General features: G+C 68.4%; 17 protein-coding genes. 16 read left to right on the forward strand and 1 reads right to left on the reverse strand.

Annotation, left to right across the window (positions count from 1 at the left end):
* Positions 1-438: 438 nt before the first annotated feature.
* On the reverse strand, positions 439-1,245 hold the full coding sequence (locus ACS5RC_RS02530; protein ID WP_478342242.1) for an alpha/beta fold hydrolase: 807 nt from the start codon (positions 1,243-1,245) through the stop codon (positions 439-441).
* Positions 1,246-1,362: 117 nt separating this feature from the next.
* Between ACS5RC_RS02530 and ACS5RC_RS02535 the strand changes: the two genes are divergently transcribed.
* From ACS5RC_RS02535 to ACS5RC_RS02610, 16 genes are all read left to right on the forward strand, one after another.
* Positions 1,363-1,995 (forward strand): GntR family transcriptional regulator, encoded by a 633-nt coding sequence (locus ACS5RC_RS02535; protein ID WP_478342243.1) that lies wholly within the window; start codon positions 1,363-1,365, stop codon positions 1,993-1,995.
* A gap of 19 nt (positions 1,996-2,014) precedes the next feature.
* Complete coding sequence (locus ACS5RC_RS02540; RefSeq protein WP_478342648.1) at positions 2,015-3,535, forward strand: aldehyde dehydrogenase; 1,521 nt, start codon at positions 2,015-2,017, stop codon at positions 3,533-3,535.
* Positions 3,536-3,618: 83 nt separating this feature from the next.
* A complete protein-coding gene (locus ACS5RC_RS02545; protein WP_478342244.1) occupies positions 3,619-5,007 on the forward strand; it encodes an MFS transporter in 1,389 nt (462 codons plus the stop codon).
* Between the two features lie 185 nt (positions 5,008-5,192).
* Positions 5,193-6,410, forward strand: a complete 1,218-nt coding sequence (locus ACS5RC_RS02550) for a serine hydrolase domain-containing protein (RefSeq protein WP_478342245.1) — start codon at positions 5,193-5,195, stop codon at positions 6,408-6,410.
* 184 nt (positions 6,411-6,594) lie between these two features.
* Positions 6,595-6,945, forward strand: coding sequence for a DUF971 domain-containing protein (locus tag ACS5RC_RS02555; protein ID WP_478342246.1), 351 nt, complete (start codon positions 6,595-6,597; stop codon positions 6,943-6,945).
* A 60-nt stretch (positions 6,946-7,005) separates the two neighbouring features.
* A complete protein-coding gene (locus tag ACS5RC_RS02560) occupies positions 7,006-8,751 on the forward strand; it encodes a fumarate reductase/succinate dehydrogenase flavoprotein subunit (protein ID WP_478342247.1) in 1,746 nt (581 codons plus the stop codon).
* 27 nt (positions 8,752-8,778) lie between these two features.
* On the forward strand, positions 8,779-9,012 hold the full coding sequence (locus ACS5RC_RS02565) for a 4Fe-4S dicluster domain-containing protein (protein ID WP_142582591.1): 234 nt from the start codon (positions 8,779-8,781) through the stop codon (positions 9,010-9,012).
* Between the two features lie 5 nt (positions 9,013-9,017).
* On the forward strand, positions 9,018-9,977 hold the full coding sequence (locus ACS5RC_RS02570; protein WP_478342248.1) for a HEAT repeat domain-containing protein: 960 nt from the start codon (positions 9,018-9,020) through the stop codon (positions 9,975-9,977).
* 223 nt (positions 9,978-10,200) lie between these two features.
* Positions 10,201-10,977, forward strand: a complete 777-nt coding sequence (locus ACS5RC_RS02575; RefSeq protein WP_478342249.1) for a Crp/Fnr family transcriptional regulator — start codon at positions 10,201-10,203, stop codon at positions 10,975-10,977.
* 162 nt (positions 10,978-11,139) lie between these two features.
* A complete protein-coding gene (locus ACS5RC_RS02580; protein WP_478342250.1) occupies positions 11,140-12,558 on the forward strand; it encodes an ABC transporter substrate-binding protein in 1,419 nt (472 codons plus the stop codon).
* A 4-nt stretch (positions 12,559-12,562) separates the two neighbouring features.
* Entirely contained in the window at positions 12,563-13,456 is an 894-nt protein-coding gene (locus tag ACS5RC_RS02585) for an ABC transporter permease (RefSeq protein WP_478342251.1), read from the forward strand.
* Positions 13,457-13,496: 40 nt separating this feature from the next.
* Positions 13,497-14,357: an ABC transporter ATP-binding protein gene (locus ACS5RC_RS02590; protein ID WP_478342252.1), complete on the forward strand. Its 861-nt coding sequence runs from the start codon at positions 13,497-13,499 to the stop codon at positions 14,355-14,357.
* An 88-nt stretch (positions 14,358-14,445) separates the two neighbouring features.
* Positions 14,446-14,784, forward strand: coding sequence for a ferredoxin FdxA (gene fdxA / locus ACS5RC_RS02595; protein WP_478342253.1), 339 nt, complete (start codon positions 14,446-14,448; stop codon positions 14,782-14,784).
* 29 nt (positions 14,785-14,813) lie between these two features.
* The gene (locus ACS5RC_RS02600; RefSeq protein ID WP_478342254.1) at positions 14,814-15,587 is read left to right on the forward strand and encodes a ferredoxin--NADP reductase; all 774 of its coding nucleotides are present in this window, start codon (positions 14,814-14,816) and stop codon (positions 15,585-15,587) included.
* 7 nt (positions 15,588-15,594) lie between these two features.
* Entirely contained in the window at positions 15,595-16,347 is a 753-nt protein-coding gene (locus ACS5RC_RS02605) for a Crp/Fnr family transcriptional regulator (protein ID WP_478342255.1), read from the forward strand.
* A 215-nt stretch (positions 16,348-16,562) separates the two neighbouring features.
* On the forward strand, positions 16,563-17,876 hold the full coding sequence (locus ACS5RC_RS02610) for a M20 family metallopeptidase (RefSeq protein ID WP_478342256.1): 1,314 nt from the start codon (positions 16,563-16,565) through the stop codon (positions 17,874-17,876).
* Positions 17,877-17,893 lie beyond the last annotated feature (17 nt).

Raw genomic sequence — 17,893 nt, forward strand, 5'->3', positions numbered from 1 at the left:
GGCTGAGCATCTCCGAGACCAGAGGCGGTGCTGCTCACAGGGCTGATACTCGCCCTTAATCCGACAGGGCGGCGGATCGGTGCGCAAGGCCCATCCGAAGGGGGCGCGGCACGGACTAGCGATGCCGCAGCGCCGGCTCGGCTCCCTGCGCCACGTCCGATCCCACAAGCGCCATCGCCGTCCGATCGCGGGTCTCGGGCAGGATCCGCAGGTGCGAATGAGCCTGCGCCAAATCATAGATCGCGCCCTGGGTCGTGAGGTCGTCACGGAAGGTGGGCGAGAGACCTCGGCAGGCGCTGCGGCTCGCGCATCGCGGCCGCCGCGACCCGCAGGGTTATCGGTTCGGACATCCGACGCGCGAGCGCGGAATGGACGCTGGCTTCGCCGCCGAACACGCATCGCCCGGCGGTGTCGGCCCGAGGCCGGGCGCGCCGGCCCTCAGGCCTCCGTGGGCGCGAGTTCGGCGGCGCGGACCGCTTCGTCGAGGAACGGGCCCAGGGCCGCCAGGAAAAGCTCCGGCGCCTGCAATTGCGGGACATGGGCGCAGCCCGGCAGGATCGTGAGGCGTGCGTCCGGCAGCCCCGCCGCCAGCTCCCGCGACATCGGCGGCGGCGTCGCCTCGTCCTGCTCGCCGACGAGCACCAGCACCGGCGCGTCGACCGCACCGAGATTCGGCCGGAGATCGAGCCCCGCCAGGGCATCGCAGGCGGCGCGGAACACCGTCAGGTCGGTGCGCAGGAAGGCCGCCAGACGTTCCTGCATCAGCGCCGGGTTCGCTGCCTGGAAATCGAGGGCGAAGAGGCGGCGCATCGCGGTTTCGCTCAGAGCGCCCAGACCTTTTTCGCGCGAGACGGCGGCCATGGTGCGGAAGGCTTGGCGGCCCGGCTCGGAGAAGCAGGCGCCGCAATCGGCCAGGATCAGGCGGTGCGCGAGACCGGGATGGCGGATCGCCATCTGAAGGGCCACGAACCCGCCGAACCCGTTGCCGAGCACCGTCGGGCGCCCGCCGAGATCCCGCACGGCCTCGGCCATGCGGTCGGCCACGGCCTCGAGACCGCCGGAGACCGCCTCGGACCCTCCGAAGCCCGGCAGGTCCGGAACGATCACCCGGAACCGCTCCGCGAGGGGCCCGGCGATCCGCGCGAAGCTCGCCGCGTCGGCAAGGAGTGAGTGGAACAGGACGAGCGGCTCCCCGGCCCCCGATGCCTGCGCCGCGATCCGTCCGCCAGCGAGCGTGATCCGCATCCTCATCCTCCACGTTCCCGGGTCGGACAGCCGCAACGACCGGCCGGCCACCCGAAAATTTCGTTGACGTGATATTTCACGGATGCAATCCTGAGGCAACCTGATCGGGTCAGAACCGTGCTTCTTCGCGACAACATCTACCACGCCATCCGCTCCGAGATCCTCGCGTGCCGCATGCCGCCGGGCGCCGAGGTGCGAGAGCAGGAACTGGCCGAGCGCTACGCGGTGAGCCGCCAGCCCGTGCGCGAGGCGCTGCTGCGGCTGGAGCGCGAGCGTCTAGTCACCGTTCACGCGCGCCAGGGATATCAGGTGAACCCGATATCGATCGGGGATGCGCGCGATCTCCTGGCCTTCCGCCTCGTGATCGAGCCGGCCTGCGCGGGCGATGCCGCCGAATCCGGAACGGCGAAGGCGCTGGAATCCCTCGACGCCTTCCGCGCGCTCGACGAGGGCACCGACTTCATCGACTACAACCGCGCCTTTCACACCGCCCTGGCCCAGGCCTCCGGCAACCTCCGCATGGCGGCCACGGCGCGGGACCTGATCGAGCAGGCCGACCGCCTCGTGCGGGTCAGCCTCGCGGGCATCAAGGGGCGCGAGCCCAACCAACTCATCGCGGAGCACGGAGCGATCATCGAGGCCGTCCAGCGGCGCGATGCACGCACGGCCCGGCGTCTCGTGCGCGAGCACGTCGCCCAGGCCCAGCGCCGCATCATCCCGGCGCTCGAACGCAGCGCCGTCATCCGTTGAGGGAGATCACCCCATGAACATGATCACGAGACCGGACCTTGCCGTCGAGACCCGGGGCAATTTCGTCGACGGACGCGAGGTCGAGGCTGGGGACGGGCCGCTCATCGACGTGAGGAACCCCGCCACGGGAGCGGTGATCGCCCGGATCCCCAACTCGACCCAAGCCGACGTGGATCGCGCCATGCGCAGCGCCCGCGCCGCCTTCGAGTCGAAGGAATGGGGCGGCCTGGATACCCGCGCGCGCGCCCGGCTGGTGAACCGCCTCGCGGACGCGTTCGAGGCCAACCTCGACACCCTCTACAAGCTCGAGACGCTGAACAACGGCCGTCCGATCAACGAAACCCGCGCCCAGCTTTCGCGCCTGCCGGATTTCTTCCGCTACGCCGCCGGCCTCGCCCTGGCGCGGCGGGACGCGGTGATCCCGGTTGAGGGGTCCTATCTCAACTACACGCGGCGCACGCCCATCGGCGTGGTGGCTAATTGCACGCCATTCAACCACCCGCTGATGATCCTGTGCAAGTCGCTCGCGGTCGTGCTGGCGACCGGCTGCACGACCGTGGTGAAGCCCTCCGAATACACGCCGCTGACCACCCTGAAGCTCGCGCAGATCTTCACGGAGGCGGGCCTGCCGAAGGGCGTGTTCAACATCGTCCTCGGCCTCGGACCGACGACCGGCAAGCATCTCGCCGAGCATCCCGACATCAACAAGCTCGTCCTGACCGGCGGCACCGAGGCGGGTCGCATCGCCGGGAGCGCCGCCGCGAAAGTCTTCGCGCATCAGACGATGGAGCTCGGCGGCAAGACGCCGGTGATGGTGTTCGACGATTTCGACCTCGAGCAGGCGGTGAACTACGCCGCCTTCGGCGCCTTCATCGGCGCCGGCCAGACCTGCGTCTGCGCGAGCCGCCACCTCGTCCAGGCCTCGATCTACGACGCCTTCGTGGAGAAGCTCGCCGCCAAGGCGAAGAGCATCCGCATCGGCGATCCCTTCGATCCGGCCACCCAACTCGGGCCGGTGATCTCGGGCAAGCAGCGCGACCGGGTGCTGGCCTATGCCGGCTACGGCCGCGACGAGGGCGCCCGGGCGGTCGCCGGCGGGCAAGCGGCGCGGGTCGCGGGCGGCGAGGAGGGCTTCTTCGTGGAGCCCACCGTCTTCGCCGACGTGCGCTCCGACATGCGCATCTTCCAGGAGGAGGTGTTCGGCCCCTTCACCAGCGTCACGCCGTTCAAGGACGAGGAGGAGGCGCTGCGTCTCGCCAACGATTCGCCCTTCGGCCTCGCCGCCGCCATCCGCACCCGGGACGTCGCGCGCGCCCACCGGGTCGCGGCGGCGGTGAAGGCGGGGATCGTATGGGTGAACGACCATCACCGGCTCGATCCTGCCTCCCCCTGGGGCGGCGTCGATGACAGCGGGCTCGGCCGTGAATGCGGGCTCGAGAGCTTCGACGACCATTTCAACGTGAAGAGCGTCATGGTCGCGACCCACGACACCCCGTTCGACTGGTACCGCGACACGGCGGGCCAGCGCCGCTTGAACTGACGACCACGCAACCCGGACGGAGGGCGACAGACCCGCGTCAGACGGGTGCCCTCCGCGCCTATCCCTAACGCGGAGGAAACGCCATGACGCCGACCGTCAATGCGGGAGGCCGGCTCGACCGGCTCCCGATCGGCCCGTTCCACTACCGGATCATGTGGCTGATCGGTATCGGGATGTTCTTCGACGGGTTCGACATCTACATCGCGGCGACCGTGCTCGGCGCCACGCTGAAGAGCGGCTTCTCGACCCTGCCGGAGAACGCCCTGTTCGTCTCGGCGACCTTCGTCGGGATGATGGGCGGCTCGTTCTTCACGGGCTTCCTGGGGGACCGCTACGGGCGGCGGTTCACCTATCAGGCGAACCTCCTGGTCTTCGGCCTCGCGGCCATCGCGGCCGCCTTCGCGCCCAACATGATGACGCTCATCGCGCTGCGTTTCATCATGGGCCTCGGCCTCGGCGCGGAGAACGTCGTGGGCTATTCCACGATGACCGAGTTCGTGCCCGCCCGCTCGCGGGGGCGCTGGCTCGGGCTGATGGCGGTATTCGTGGTCACCGGCCTGCCGGTCGCCTCGCTGATCGGCTATCTCGTGATCCCGGTCTTCGGCTGGCGGGCGATGTTCGTGCTCGGCGGCCTCGGGGCGCTCGGCGTCTGGTATCTGCGCAAGAACCTGCCGGAATCGCCCCGTTGGCTGGAGGCTGTCGGGCGCACCGACGAGGCGGAGGCGTTGCTTCGGCAGATCGAATCCCAGGCGGCCCGCGGCGGCGTTCTGCCGCCGCCTGCGCCGGTTTCGGCACCGGCGCCGAAGATCGCGTTCGCGACCCTGTTCCGCCCCCCGCTGCTCGCGCGGATGATCGTCGGCTGCCTCTGCCTGATCGTCATCAACACGCTGCTCTACGGCTTCGTGACGTGGCTGCCGGTCTTCTTCATCAAACAGGGCCTCAGCGTCGCGACCTCCTTCGGCTACTCGCTGCTGATGGGCCTCGGTGCGCCCGTGGGCAGCGCCATCGGCGCCCTCACCGCCGATCGCTGGGGCCGCAAGCCGACCATCGTCGGCGCCTCGGCGGCGGCGATCCTGTTCGGGATCGTCTATCCGCTCACCACCGACCCGTGGCTCCTCCCTCTCGTCGGATTCGGCCTGACCGTGCCGATCTACGTCCTCGTGGCGCTGCTCTTCGGCATCTACATTCCCGAACTGTTCCCCACCGAGGTGCGCCTGCGGGCCTCCGGCATCTGCAACACCTTCGGGCGCGGGGCGACCATCGTCACGCCCTTCATCGTCATCTCCCTGTTCCAGACCTACGGGATCGGCGGCGTCATGGCCCTGATGATCGGCCTGCTCGTCCTCCAGATCGTCACGGTGGTCACGCTCGGCATCGAGCCGCGTCAGCAGAGCCTGGAGGAGGTCGAGTCGGTCCTTCCGTCGGATCGGCCCGTCGAGGGGACCGCCGCAGCGCAGCGGGGTCTCGCATAGCACCCGCCGACGTCGGCGCGATCCACGAGGCGCGTGCCACTCACGCAAGGGCGCGCGCCTCGCACGAAGCGAGGCGCGGGACCACGCACCGATGCGCGGATCGACGGCGACGGCTATGGCCCCGCGCGACCGACGCCCCCGCGTTCGATCGCGCGCAGACGGTTACGCGATTGGAGAGGCGAGCGATGCAGGGTTCGATCCGCAAGGCCGGAGTGACGGCTCTCTGCAGCCTCAGCGTTTTCGCGGCGGTCTGCGCCTACGGGTCGGATGGCCGCTCGGGCGCGATCGGAACCGTGCAGCAGGTCTACGATGGGCGCCTCACCCCCGACCTCCAGGCGAACACCTTCAGAAACATCGACCGGCTGTTTCCCACGCGGACGGTGAATCGGGGCGGCCCTGCCATCCGGCTTGAGCCTGCGCCGAAGCCGCTGACGGATGTGAAGTTCCAGTCGAGCAGCAGGACGGTCGACCTCTTCGATTACCTCTCGCTCAATCGGGTGGCCGGCCTTCTCGTTCTGAAGGACGGAAAGATTGCGTACGAGGATTACGAGCTGGGCAACGACGAGGCGACCCGCTGGATGTCGATGTCGGTCGCGAAGTCGATCAGTTCCACGCTTGTCGGTGCGGCGATCAAGGACGGCTACATCAAGAGCATCGATGATCCGATCACCCAGTACCTTCCGGAGTTGGTTGGAGGCGCCTACGAGGGCGTCAGTGTCCGAAACCTCCTGCAGATGGCCTCCGGTGCCAAGTGGGACGAGACCTACACCGACCCGCGCTCCGACCGGCGGCACATGCTGGAGCTACAGCTCGACGGGAAGCCGGGCACGATCGTGGCCATGATGGCCAAGCTGCCTCGCGCCCACGAGCCCGGAACGGCATGGAACTACAGCACCGGCGAGACCCATCTCGTGGGTGCCCTGGTGCGTGCCGCGGTCGGACGACCCGTGTCCGTCTACCTGTCCGAGAAGATTTGGTCGAAGCTCGGCATGGAGCAGGATGCGACCTGGTGGGTCGAGTCCCCCAACGGCCTGGAGGTCGGAGGCAGCGGGTTCAGCGCCACCCTTCGCGACTACGCACGCTTCGGCCAGTTCGTGTTGAACAAGGGCGTGATCGACGGTGAGAGCGTCGTCCCCGAGGGCTGGTTCGAGCAGGCCGGGTCCCCGAAGGAGCTGAACGGGAAGACCGTCAATTACGGCTACATGTGGTGGCCGCTCGGCGCCGCGCCGGGAACGCCGAATGAGAGCGCATTCACGGCGCGCGGGATTTTCGGACAATATGTCTATGTGAACCCGAAGGAGCATGTCGTGATCGCCATGTGGGGCGCCCGGTCGAAGCCGACCGGCGCGCCTCCGATCGTGGATGCCGACTTCTTCGCAGCATTGGTCAGCGCGCTTCGGTGATCGTCTCGCTCAAGCCTTCTCCGCCGGAGATCGGCTCGAAACATACGCTCGTCGAGTTTCGTCGATCGGCAGTGAATGAGTTCGCACCGCGCCGTCTTCGGGGATCGGGCAACTAATTGCTATCTCGCATCTGTCGGCCGGGCCCTAATGCATCCGCATGAGAGGGCCGAAGACGGATGTTGCGATGAGATCTCCCGCCGAGCCGCCGTTCGACCCGGACGCCGTTCCGATCGGCATCACGCTCGCCCGTGGCGGTCGTGCGCTGCGTCTCGCCTGGGAGGACGGCGCTGCGGCGAGCCTGAGCGCCGAGGGGCTTCGTCAGGGGTGCCGCTGCGCGTGGTGCACGCGCGATCGGGTCGAGAACCGGTTCCCCGCAGCGTTCGAGGCCGTGGCGGTGACGACGGTCGAGCCGATGGGCGGCTATGCCCTCCATCTCGGCTTCTCCGACGGCCATGCCCGCGGGATCTATCCCTTCGTCTACCTGCGCGACCTGGCTCGCGCTCCTGCGGCGGACAGCGCCCCCAATGCGGCCTGAAGGCCGCCAACTTCCCAAGGACCCGCGCGGTCGACCGCGCCCACCCGCAAGAGGGCCAGCATGAGCGCCATCGAGCTCAAGACCGAGATCATCGAGACCGACCTTCTGGTGATCGGAGGCGGCACCGGCGGCCCGATGGCCGCGATCAAGGCCAAGGAGGCCGATCCGCGCCTGCGCGTCGTCCTGATGGAGAAGGCCAACGTCAAGCGGTCCGGCGCGATCAGCATGGGGATGGACGGGCTGAACAACGCCGTCGTGCCGGGCTACGCCACCCCCGAGCAATACGTGAAGGAGATCACGGTCGCCAACGACGGCATCGTGAACCAGAAGGCCGTGATGGCCTATGCCCAAGGATCGTTTCCGATGATCCAGTACCTCGACAAGCTCGGGGTGAAATTCGAGAAGGACGGCTCGGGCGAATACAACATGCGTAAGGTCCATCACATGGGGACCTACGTGCTGCCGATGCCCGAGGGGCACAACGTCAAGAAGGTGCTCTACCGGCAGTTGCGCCGCCTGCAGGTCGGCGTGACCAACCGCTACATGGCGACCCGCCTGCTGAAGGGGCCGGACGGGCGCATCGCGGGCGCGATCGGGGTCAACACGCGCACCGCCGAGTTTCTGGTGGTGAAGGCCAAGGCCGTGGTGCTGGCCTGCGGCGCGGCCGGACGGCTGGGGCTGCCGGCCTCCGGCTACCTGTTCGGCACCTACGAGAACGCGGCCAATTGCGGCGACGGCTACGCGATGGCCTATCACGCGGGTGCGCAGCTCGCGAACCTCGAATGCTACCAGATCAATCCCCTGATCAAGGACTACAACGGCCCCTCTTGCGCCTACGTCACCGGGCCGTTCGGTGGATACACGGCCAACAACAAGGGCGAGCGCTTCATCGAATGCGATTACTGGTCGGGTCAGATGATGCTCGAGTTCTGGCGCGAGCTGCAGGGCGGCAACGGGCCCGTCTTCCTCAAGATGGACCATCTGCGCGAGGAGACGATCTCGGAGATCGAGACGATCCTGCACTCGAACGAGCGGCCCTCGCGCGGGCGCTTCCACGAGCGGCGCGGCACCAACTACCGCAAGCGGCCGGTCGAGATGCACATCTCGGAGATCGGCTTCTGCTCGGGCCACTCGGCCTCGGGCGTCTGGGTCGACGAGCACGCCCGGACCACGATCCCGGGCCTCTACGCGGTCGGCGACATGGCGAGCGTGCCGCACAATTACATGCTCGGCGCCTTCGTGAACGGCGGCATCGCCGGCGCGGATGCCGCCGCCTATTGCGCGGCGCACGCGCTCGCCGAATACGACGGCGGTGACCTCGTCGCCGAGCAGGAGCGCGTGCTTGCCCCCACCCGCCGTGCGGACGGGCTCACCCCCCACGAGATGGAATTCAAGACGCGCCGTCTCGTGAACGACTATCTCGAGCCGCCAAAGGTCACGGCCAAGATGGAGCTCGGCCAGCGTCGGTTCGCCGAGATCCGCGAGGACCTCGACCATCTCTGCGCCCGCGACCCGCACGAGTTGCACCGGGCGCTGGAGATGCAGACCATCCTCGATTGCGCCGACATGGCGGCGGCCGCCTCGCTCTACCGCACCGAGAGCCGCTGGGGCTTCTATCACCTGCGCACGGATTTTCCCGAGACCGACAACGGCAACTGGAACTGCCACACCGTCCTCTTCAAGGACGGACAGGGCCGCATGGCCCACGCCAAGCGCGCCGTCGACCCCTTCATCGTGCCCGTCGCCGATGAGGAGATGAGTGCCTACCACCAGCTCCGCATCAAGACGCCGGCCGCGGCCGAATAAGTTGCCAGATCATCCGGAGAATTCCGCATGCCGATCATCACCCAGGCCAAGAGTGCCGCCGTCGTCATCGACGACGAGAAGTGCATCGCCGAGAAGGGCTGCCGCGTCTGCGTCGACGTCTGCCCGCTCGACATCCTCGCGATCGATGAGGACCGCCAGAAGGCGTACATGAAATACGACGAATGCTGGTACTGCATGCCTTGCGAGGTCGATTGTCCGACGAACGCCGTCAAGGTCAACATTCCTTACCTGCTGCGGTGAGCGCCATGCCCGTGTTCGATACCTTCGACGACGATCTCGACGATCTCGGCGCGCGCTGCGCCGATCCGGACCCCGGTATCCGCCGCGTGGCGATGATGGAACTTGCCGAGGCGGTCGGGCCCGCGGCCAAGGTCCTCCTGCTCAAGGGGCTGGGCGACGACGACGCCACGGTCCGGGCCGCCGCCGCCAAGGCCCTCGACGAGCATGACGGCCCGGACGTGGTCGAGGGCCTCATCCACTCGCTCGAGGACGCCGATGCCGAGGTGCGGCGGGTCGCGGCGGACACGCTTGCCGAGAAGAAGGAGCCCGCCTGCGGCCCGCTCCTCATCGCGCGGGCGGCCCATGCCGATCCCTTCGTCCAGGCCGCGGCCCTGCGGGCGCTGCGCGAGCTCGTCTTGCCCGACGCGCTCGCCGCCGCGCTGAAAGCCCTGCGCAGCCCCGCGCCCGAGGTTCGCCGCGAGGGGCTTGGCGTCATCGGCTATCTCAAGGCCGAGGAGGCGCTGCCCGCCCTCATCGCCACCGCGGCGGATGCCGATCCGAGCGTGCGCCGGGCGACCATGTCAGCCCTGGTCTTCCTGCGTCCGGGCGGGCCCGGAATCGCGACCCTCATCGCCGGGCTCGACGACGGGAACTGGCAGGTGCGCGAGGAGGCCGCGATCTCCTGCGCCAAGATCCGCCTGCCTGAGGCGGTCGAGCCCCTGATCGCCCGCATGGAGGATCCGGTCTGGCAGGTGCGGACCAAGGCCGCGAACGCGCTGGGGCGCATCGGGGCGCCCGCGGCCGTCGACGTGCTCGGCCGAGCCCTGGAATCGGATATCAGCAACCTGCGCAAGGAGGCGGCCGCCGCGCTCGGTGAGATCGCCGACCCGCGCGGGCTGCCTGCCCTCGAAGCGGATTACGACGACCCCGATCCGGATGTGCGCAAGCTCGTGCGCTGGGCGATCGGGCGCTGTCGCGGGACCTGATCGGCCCGCCCGGTTCCGAGTTCCCACCAGACACCGTCCCGACAGCGCCAGCGGCGCCGGCCTCACGAAGGAGCCCGGCGCCGAATCTCATCCGAGGACCACGCTCCCGGGAGGAGGCCGTTCCCCACGCGCGGCACAGAACGCACGCGCCCGTCTCTCGCGGCCAGATCAGAATTGGTACAAGCTTTGCTGCCTTCTCCGCACAGGAAGGCAGGAGCCGACCATGGAGACGACCACCGGAACCACCTGGGCGCCGGCCGCGGCCTGGCCGCTTCCCGCGCAGGCGAGCGCGCTGCGTTTGACCGAGGCAGCGCCACAGGCCGGTGGCCCGCGGCCCCTGCTCCAGGACCTGACCGAGCGGGAACTCGCCCTGGTCATGGCGCGCGGTCGACGCCGCGTGCTCTACCGCGGGGCGACGCTGTTTACCCAGGGGACGCCCCACGACGGCATCTGGCTGATCGAGACAGGCCGCATGCGCGTGTTCTACTCCGCGCCCTCCGGCCGAGAGATCACCCTGGCCTACTGGAACCCGGGCAATTTCGTCGGCGGCCCGGAGGTGTTCGGGGACGGGGTGCACAGCTGGTCGGGCATGGCGGCCGCAAATTCGACCGTGCTGCACCTGCCCGGGAAAGCGCTCCGCCAACTCGTCACTCAGATCCCCACCCTCGCCCTCGGCGTGATCGAAGGGCTCTCCTTCAAGGGGCGCTGCTACTCGACGCTGGCGCAGATGCTGGGCACCCGCTCGATCACCGAGCGGCTCGCCCATCTCCTCCTGCACCTCGCCGACCTCTACGGCGTGCCGGAGCAGGACGGCGTCCTCGTCGCCGCGACCTTCACCCACGCCGACCTCGCCCACATGGTCGGGGCGACGCGGCAATGGGTGACGATCAGCCTCAAGCGCCTCACCGAGCAGGGCGTGCTGGCGACGCGGCGCTCGCAGATCGTGATCCGCCGCGCCGACGTGCTCGCGCAGATGCGGGGCAGCGAGGAAGCCGCATGATTCGCATGCGGGTCGCACAAACAAGCGGCATGTATGACCGCGACATCGGTTTTTGTGCAACTAATCGACCGGCGAATCCCATCGTCGTTTGATCGGGGCCGTGGGACCGCCCGATCATGTTCCTGCGATGTCGAGTCGACATCTTCAGCGCAGGAGCGGTTCATGAGAGCGAAGCGTTCGGATCGTGCCTCCGTCTCGACCCTCGCGCTCCTGGCGCTGCTGGGCCTCGTCCTTCCGGCGCGCGCCGAGACGCTGACTGTCGGCATCGGCACGCAGGACACGACGACCAACACCGCGACGGTCGGCGTCGTGGTCCGGCAGCTCAAGATGATCGAGAAGTATCTGCCCAAGACCGGCAAATACGCCGACCTGCAGATCAAGCTCGACTGGCAGAACTTCACCTCGGGCCCGCCCGTCACGAACGGGATGATGGCGGGCAAGCTCCAGTTCGGCGCAATGGGCGATTATCCTCTCGTCGTCAACGGCTACACGTTTCAGAACAACCCGGAGAGCCGCTCGGAGCTGATCGCTGTCGCGGCCTACAATTTCTACGGCTCCGGCAACGGCATCGTAGTGCACAAGGAGTCCGAGTTCTTCTCCTTCGAGGACCTGAAGGGCAAGCTCGTCAGCGTGCCCTTCGGCTCGGCCGCCCACGGCATGGTCCTGAAGGCGCTGCAGGATAAAGGCTATCCGCAGACCTGGTTCCGCCTCGTCAGCCAGAGCCCGGAGGTCGGTTCGACCAACCTCCAGGAGAAGAAGATCGACGCCCATGCCGATTTCGTACCCTTCGCAGAGTTGCTGCCCTTCCGGGGCTTCGCCCGCAAGATCTTCGACGGTGTCGAGACCAAGCTGCCGACCTGGCACGGCATGGTGGTGCGCACCGACTTCGCCAAGCAGTACCCGGAGATCGTCGAGGCCTACCTGAAGGCCGTGATCGACGCGCAGGCCTGGGTCCGCGCCGACCCGAAGCGCGCCGCCGAGCAGATCGCCGCCTGGACGGGCACCGACAAGGAGGTGGTCTACATCTTCCTCGGGCCCGGCGGGATCATGACCATCGACCCGACGATCAAGGCGCCGCTGATCGAGGCGGCCCGCGAGGACGTGAAGGTCCTGCAGAAGCTCGACCGCATCAAGGATTTCGACGTCGGCCCCTGGGTCAACGACAGCTACATCCGCAAGGTCTTCGCTGAACGCGGTCTCGACTACGACCGGCAGGTTGTCTCGACGGCCAATTACGAGGTGAGCGGCGAGGACAGCTATTGCAAGAAGCCCGTCACCGAGCCGCGCAAGGCCGGGGAGATCTGGATCAAGGACGGGGAGATCCAGCCCTATTCCAGCGCCGCCTGCACGCTCGCGGCCTTCTCCGACCTGAAGGCGAAGGGGCAGGCGATCAACGTCGCCTACGTCTTCGACACGGTGCGCGGCATCAAACTCTTCGCGAGCGAGGCGTTCTATGTGGTGGACGGGAAGGGCGGCATCAGTCCCTACCTGCTGAAGCAGGACGCGGAGGCCGCAGCCAAGGGGGGCGGCACGGTGATGCCCTTCGAGGCGGCCGTGAAGGCCGCCGTGGCGGGAGGTTGAGCCCATGAAAGCCGTTGCCTTCCGACCCGCTCCCGCCGCGCTCCCGGTCCCCGCGCCGGCGCCGAGGCGAGCCCAGCCGGCTCCGACCCCGGACCAGCGCCGCGCACGGATCGCGCGCTGGCTGCGCCTCCACCGGGATCAGATCCGGTCCGCCCTCGTCGGCTTCCTCGCCCTCGTCCTGTTCGTGCTCGCTTGGCACCTGCTGACCACGAACCGCGTCGTCTTCTACGTGCGCTTCACCAATATCCCGACGCCGGGCGACGTGTTCGGCCGCGGCCTCGCGGCCCTGCGCAATCCGATCTTCGCCGATCACGTCCTCCTCTCCTGCCGCCGCATCGGGCTCGGCTTCCTGCTCGCCGCGGGCATCGCCGTGCCGCTCGGGCTGCTGATGGGCCGCTTCCGGCCCTTGCGCGAGGTCGCTTTCCCGATCTGCGAGGTGCTGCGGCCGATCCCGGCCATCGCCTGGGTGCCGATGGCCATCATGCTCTGGCCGACGAACGAGGCTTCGATCGTCTTCATCACCTGCCTGGGCTCGTTCTTCCCGATCCTGATCAACACGCTCCAGGGCATGGCCGGCGTGGACACGGTCCTGGTGCGGGCTGCCCGCTGCCTCGGGGCGAGTGAGGGCGCCCTGTTCCGGGATGTCTACCTGCCGGCCTGCCTGCCGCAGATCTTCACCGGTCTCACGGTCGGCATGGGCGTCGCCTGGGTCTCGCTCATCGCCGCCGAGATGATCTCCGGGCAATTCGGCATCGGCTACTTCACCTGGGAAGCCTATTCCCTGGTCCAGTACTCGGACATCGCGCTCGGCATGATCGCGATCGGAGTGCTGGGCCTCGCCTCCTCCTGGCTGATCCGGCTGATCGGGCGGCTCGCCATGCCCTGGATCGCACGCTGATCCGTCCCTGCCACTGAACACGCGACCGAAGGAGCCGCAGATGGGTGAGCTGAGCCGGGGCCGGATCGAGGTCCGCGATTTCTGCCTGCGCTACGAGACCCTGGAAGGATCGGTCGAGGCGGTCTCGGACGTCGATCTCACGGTCGAGCCCGGCGAATTCGTCTCGATCATCGGCCCGTCGGGGTGCGGCAAGTCCACCCTGCTCAACGCGCTCGCCGGCTTCCTCGAGCCCTCCTCCGGCTCCGTCACGGTCGACGGCGAGGCGGTCTCGGGCCCGAGCGCCGACCGGGGCATGATCTTCCAGCAATACTCGCTGTTTCCCTGGAAGACTGTGCGCGAGAACGTCGAGTTCGGGCTGAAGATGAAGGGCCTGCCCCGCTCGGAGCGCGAGCGGCAGGCGCGGACCCTGCTGGGCCTCGCCGGGCTCTCCGCCTTCGAGAACCACTATCCCGACCGGCTCTCGGGCGGCATGAAGCAGCGGGTCGGCATCGTGCGCGCCCTCGCCACGGGACCGCGCATCCTGCTCCTCGACGAGCCCTTCGGCGCCCTCGACGCGCAGACCCGGCTGATCATGCAGCAGATCCTCACCAACATGTGGCAGCGGCTGAAGATCTCAGTGCTGTTCGTCACGCACGACATCGACGAGGCGATCTTCCTCTCGGACCGCGTCTACGTGATGACCGCGCGTCCCGGCAGCATCAAGGCCGAGGTCGCCGTGCCGCTGCCCCGCCCGCGCCTGCCCGCGATGACGCTGTCCTCCGAATTCCTGGGCTTGCGCCGCGGGCTGATGTCGCTGATCCGCGAGGAGAGCATCCGCGCCATGGGCGGCGAGGTGAGTGCCGAGGCGATGATGGGTCTCGCGATCAACCTCGAAGGCCAGGATCTCGCCGCGGTGCTGTGACCCGGTGGGCCTGCCGCCCGCGATCCACTCCCGCGGCGCGGAGCCTGTCCCGCCCGACGCGGCATGCCATGCCCGAAGGCCGGAGCCCATGACCTACGTCGTTACCGAGAATTGTATTCGCTGCAAGTACACCGATTGCGTCGCGGTCTGCCCCGTCGACTGCTTCTACGTCGGCGAGAGCATGCTGGTGATCAACCCGGACGAATGCATCGATTGCGGGGTCTGCGAGCCCGAATGCCCGGCTCAGGCGATCAAGCCCGACACCGAGCCGGGCCTGGAGGGCTGGAAGGCGCTCAATGCCAGATACGCGGCCCTCTGGCCCAATATCACGGCGCGCGCCGAGCCGCCGGAGGACGCCGCCGCCTGGGACGGCCAGGCGGACAAGCTGGCGGAGGCCTTCGGGACCGCGGATCCGGCTGCGGCGTGACCGCCGATGCCCGCAGGAGAAGGTGAGCGATGAGCAAGTACTTCGAGGAAGAGGTTCTGTCGGTGCACCACTGGACGGATACGCTCTTCTCGTTCCGCACCACCCGCGATCCGGCGTTCCGGTTCCGCAACGGCGAGTTCACCATGATCGGTCTGGAGGTCGAGGGCCGGCCGCTGCTGCGCGCCTACTCGGTGGTCTCGGCCAATTACGAGGACGAGCTGGAGTTCTTCTCCATCAAGGTCCCGGACGGTCCGCTCACGAGCAAGCTGCAGCACCTCAAGGTCGGCGATCCCATCATCGTCGGCAAGAAGCCCACCGGCACGCTCGTGCTCGACAACCTGCTGCCGGGCCGCCACCTCTACCTGCTGGGCACCGGCACCGGGCTCGCGCCGTTCCTGTCGATCATCAAGGATCCCGACACCTACGAGCGCTTCGAGAAGGTGGTGCTGGTCCATGGCTGCCGGCAGGTGCAAGAGCTGGCCTACGGCGAGACCATCACGCAGGACCTGCCCCAGCACGAGTTCCTGGGCGAGATGATCGCCAACCAGCTGATCTACTACCCGACCGTGACGCGCGAGCCGTTCCGCAACAGCGGCCGCATCACCGACCTGATGGTCTCGGGCAAGCTGTTCTCCGACATCGGCCTGCCCGCGATGTCGATCGCGGCCGACCGCTTCATGCTCTGCGGCTCGCCCGAGATGATCCGCGACACGCGCGACCTCCTCACCGGCCGCGGCTACGAGGAGGGCAACCACGGCGAGGCCGGACACTACGTCATCGAAAAGGCCTTCGTCGAAAAGTAGGGATTCCATGATCACCGACGGGCCGCTCGATCGCTCCGATGCCGGGTTCGGGGGCGTCCGTCTCCTGGTGGAGGCCTCTCCCGGCGCGGAGGCGGCGCCCGGTTTCCTCGATCTCCTCTCCCCCGCGGATCGCGCGCGCGTTCAGGCGCACGGGGCGACGCGCACCGTCGAGCGGGGCGCGACCCTGTTGGCGCAGGGCGAAGTGCACGCGGGCATCCTGATCATCGAGAGCGGACTCGTCCGGAGCTTCTACACGGCGCCGGGCGGGCGCGAGATCACGCTCGCCTACTGGACACCGGGCAACTTCATCGGGGGGCCGGAGATCTTCGGCGGCGGCGCGCATATCTGGTCGGCGGTGGCAGCCAAGCGCAGCACCGTGACCGTGCTGCCGGGCCAGGGGCTGAGAGACCTCGCCCGCGAGGTGCCGGACCTCGCGCTCGCCCTGATCGATGCCCTGGTGTTCAAGGCGAAATGCTACGCCTCGCTCGCGCAGATGCTCGGCACGCGCAGCCTCGGCGAACGGCTCGCCCAGCTCCTCAGGCACCTCGCCACGACCTATGGCCTGCCCGAGGCGGACGGAAGCGTCACGGTCGCCGCGGCCTTCACCCATGCGGAGATCGCCAACCTCATCGGCGGAACGCGCCAATGGGTCACGATCAGCCTCAACCGGCTCCAGACGGCTGGCGTGCTCACGCAGCGCAAGGGCCTGCTGGTCATCCGGCGGCCTGATCTTCTGACGGTCGCCGCCGCGGAGGCCTGACCGCGCTGAGCGCGGGCCGCGCAGACTGATCGCATCCGCCGCAGGCTCTGCACGCGTGACGGGCATCCTGTATTGCGAAGGAAATTTTCTGACATCGCTGCAGCCTTTTCAGATCAGAGGCCGATAGCTCCCTAGTTCAGGTCAATCCACATTGCAGTCGCCAAGGTGGATATCTGGCACGGACATTGCTCGTTGTTTTAACCAGAGCAGGAGTTATGCTGATCGTGAAGCCGAATATGAGCCACGAGGCTGGTCTGACCGAGGTCGAGAGCCGCGTCCTCGCGCGCATCGACGAGGCCGCATGGCTCGACCTAGCCTGCGCCCTGATCCCGGCCGGCCAGCCCGAGGCCGAGAACCCGCTCGATCCCGACGAGCCCGCCGCGCGCGAGGAGGCCGCGGCCCTGTTCGTCGCCGACCTCCTCCGCGGCATGGATCTCACCGTCGATCTCGTCGCGAAGCGGCCCGGGCGTCCAAACGTCCTCGGCCTGCTGCCCGGAGCCGATCCGTCGGGTCCCTCGCTGATCCTCAACGACCACCTCGACACCTATCCGGCCGGCGACTGGTCGGCCTGGACGATGACCGGCGGCGATCCCTTCCGGCCGACCCGGCACGGGAACCGCCTCTACGCCCGCGGGACGTCGGACACGCGCGGCAATCTCGCCTGCACCCTGCTGGCCGTTCGCGCGATCCGGGAGGCGGGGATCCGTCTGAGGGGCACGCTCCGATGCGTGTACACCGTCGACGAGGAGAAGGACGGTCCCGACGGCTCAATCTTCCTTCTCGACGAGCAGGGGCTGGCCGCCGACTACACGATCGTCTGCGAGCCGACCGGCTGGACCGGGCCGGATGGGCGCTGGGGCATGGGCATCGCCGTCGCCAATGGCGGCCACGTCCTCGTCGAGATCGAGACCAGGGGCGTGAAGACGCATCTGTGGCGGCCGGACACGGGCGTGAACGCGGTCGCCAAGATGGCGCGTCTGCTCCAGGCTCTCGAGACCATGACGTTCTCGCACGTGCCCGCGCGGCTCGCGGGCGGGACCCCACCGCGCACCGCCATCCTGCGCGTCTCGGGTGGCCCGAAGCGGGAGATGCAGTTCACGCCCGACATCTGCCACGCCGTGATCGCCGTCGTGGGCATCCTGCCCGGCATGGATGAGGCCAGCGTGATGGCCGACATCCGCGGCGTGATCGAGAGGGCGGCCGCCGCCGACCCCGAGATCCAGGCGTATGCGCGGCTCTACCCCGGCGCCCTCTTCGTGGACGGCACCCTGGAGCAGGACGAGACCGCGAACCCCACGGCCGCGCTGGCCCGCGCCTACGGACGCCTGCTCGGCGAGCCCCCGCACATCTACCGCAAGAACGCCTTCAACGACACGATCCGTTTCGCCGAGCGCGGCCAGGCCGCGGTGACCTTCGGGCCCGGCGAGGACGGGTGGCCGCCGGTCAACGAGTACGTCGACATCGACAAGGCCGTGGCGGCGACTCGGGTGCTGGCGCTCACCGTCCTCGACCTTCTCGGCACGGCCTGAGCCTCCGCCGCCTCCCA

Source organism: Methylobacterium sp. HJ2 (assembly GCF_056431005.1).

Coding starts and splice junctions, on each gene's coding strand:
- ACS5RC_RS02545 (WP_478342244.1), top strand. CDS start 3,619: ATGACGCCGACCGTCAATGCGGGAGGCCGGCTCGACCGGCTCCCGATC.
- ACS5RC_RS02560 (WP_478342247.1), top strand. CDS start 7,006: ATGAGCGCCATCGAGCTCAAGACCGAGATCATCGAGACCGACCTTCTG.
- ACS5RC_RS02565 (WP_142582591.1), top strand. CDS start 8,779: ATGCCGATCATCACCCAGGCCAAGAGTGCCGCCGTCGTCATCGACGAC.
- ACS5RC_RS02605 (WP_478342255.1), top strand. CDS start 15,595: ATGATCACCGACGGGCCGCTCGATCGCTCCGATGCCGGGTTCGGGGGC.
- fdxA (WP_478342253.1), top strand. CDS start 14,446: ATGACCTACGTCGTTACCGAGAATTGTATTCGCTGCAAGTACACCGAT.
- ACS5RC_RS02590 (WP_478342252.1), top strand. CDS start 13,497: ATGGGTGAGCTGAGCCGGGGCCGGATCGAGGTCCGCGATTTCTGCCTG.
- ACS5RC_RS02600 (WP_478342254.1), top strand. CDS start 14,814: ATGAGCAAGTACTTCGAGGAAGAGGTTCTGTCGGTGCACCACTGGACG.
- ACS5RC_RS02540 (WP_478342648.1), top strand. CDS start 2,015: ATGATCACGAGACCGGACCTTGCCGTCGAGACCCGGGGCAATTTCGTC.
- ACS5RC_RS02555 (WP_478342246.1), top strand. CDS start 6,595: ATGAGATCTCCCGCCGAGCCGCCGTTCGACCCGGACGCCGTTCCGATC.
- ACS5RC_RS02585 (WP_478342251.1), top strand. CDS start 12,563: ATGAAAGCCGTTGCCTTCCGACCCGCTCCCGCCGCGCTCCCGGTCCCC.
- ACS5RC_RS02575 (WP_478342249.1), top strand. CDS start 10,201: ATGGAGACGACCACCGGAACCACCTGGGCGCCGGCCGCGGCCTGGCCG.
- ACS5RC_RS02570 (WP_478342248.1), top strand. CDS start 9,018: ATGCCCGTGTTCGATACCTTCGACGACGATCTCGACGATCTCGGCGCG.
- ACS5RC_RS02610 (WP_478342256.1), top strand. CDS start 16,563: ATGCTGATCGTGAAGCCGAATATGAGCCACGAGGCTGGTCTGACCGAG.
- ACS5RC_RS02550 (WP_478342245.1), top strand. CDS start 5,193: ATGCAGGGTTCGATCCGCAAGGCCGGAGTGACGGCTCTCTGCAGCCTC.
- ACS5RC_RS02580 (WP_478342250.1), top strand. CDS start 11,140: ATGAGAGCGAAGCGTTCGGATCGTGCCTCCGTCTCGACCCTCGCGCTC.
- ACS5RC_RS02530 (WP_478342242.1), bottom strand. CDS start 1,245: ATGCGGATCACGCTCGCTGGCGGACGGATCGCGGCGCAGGCATCGGGG.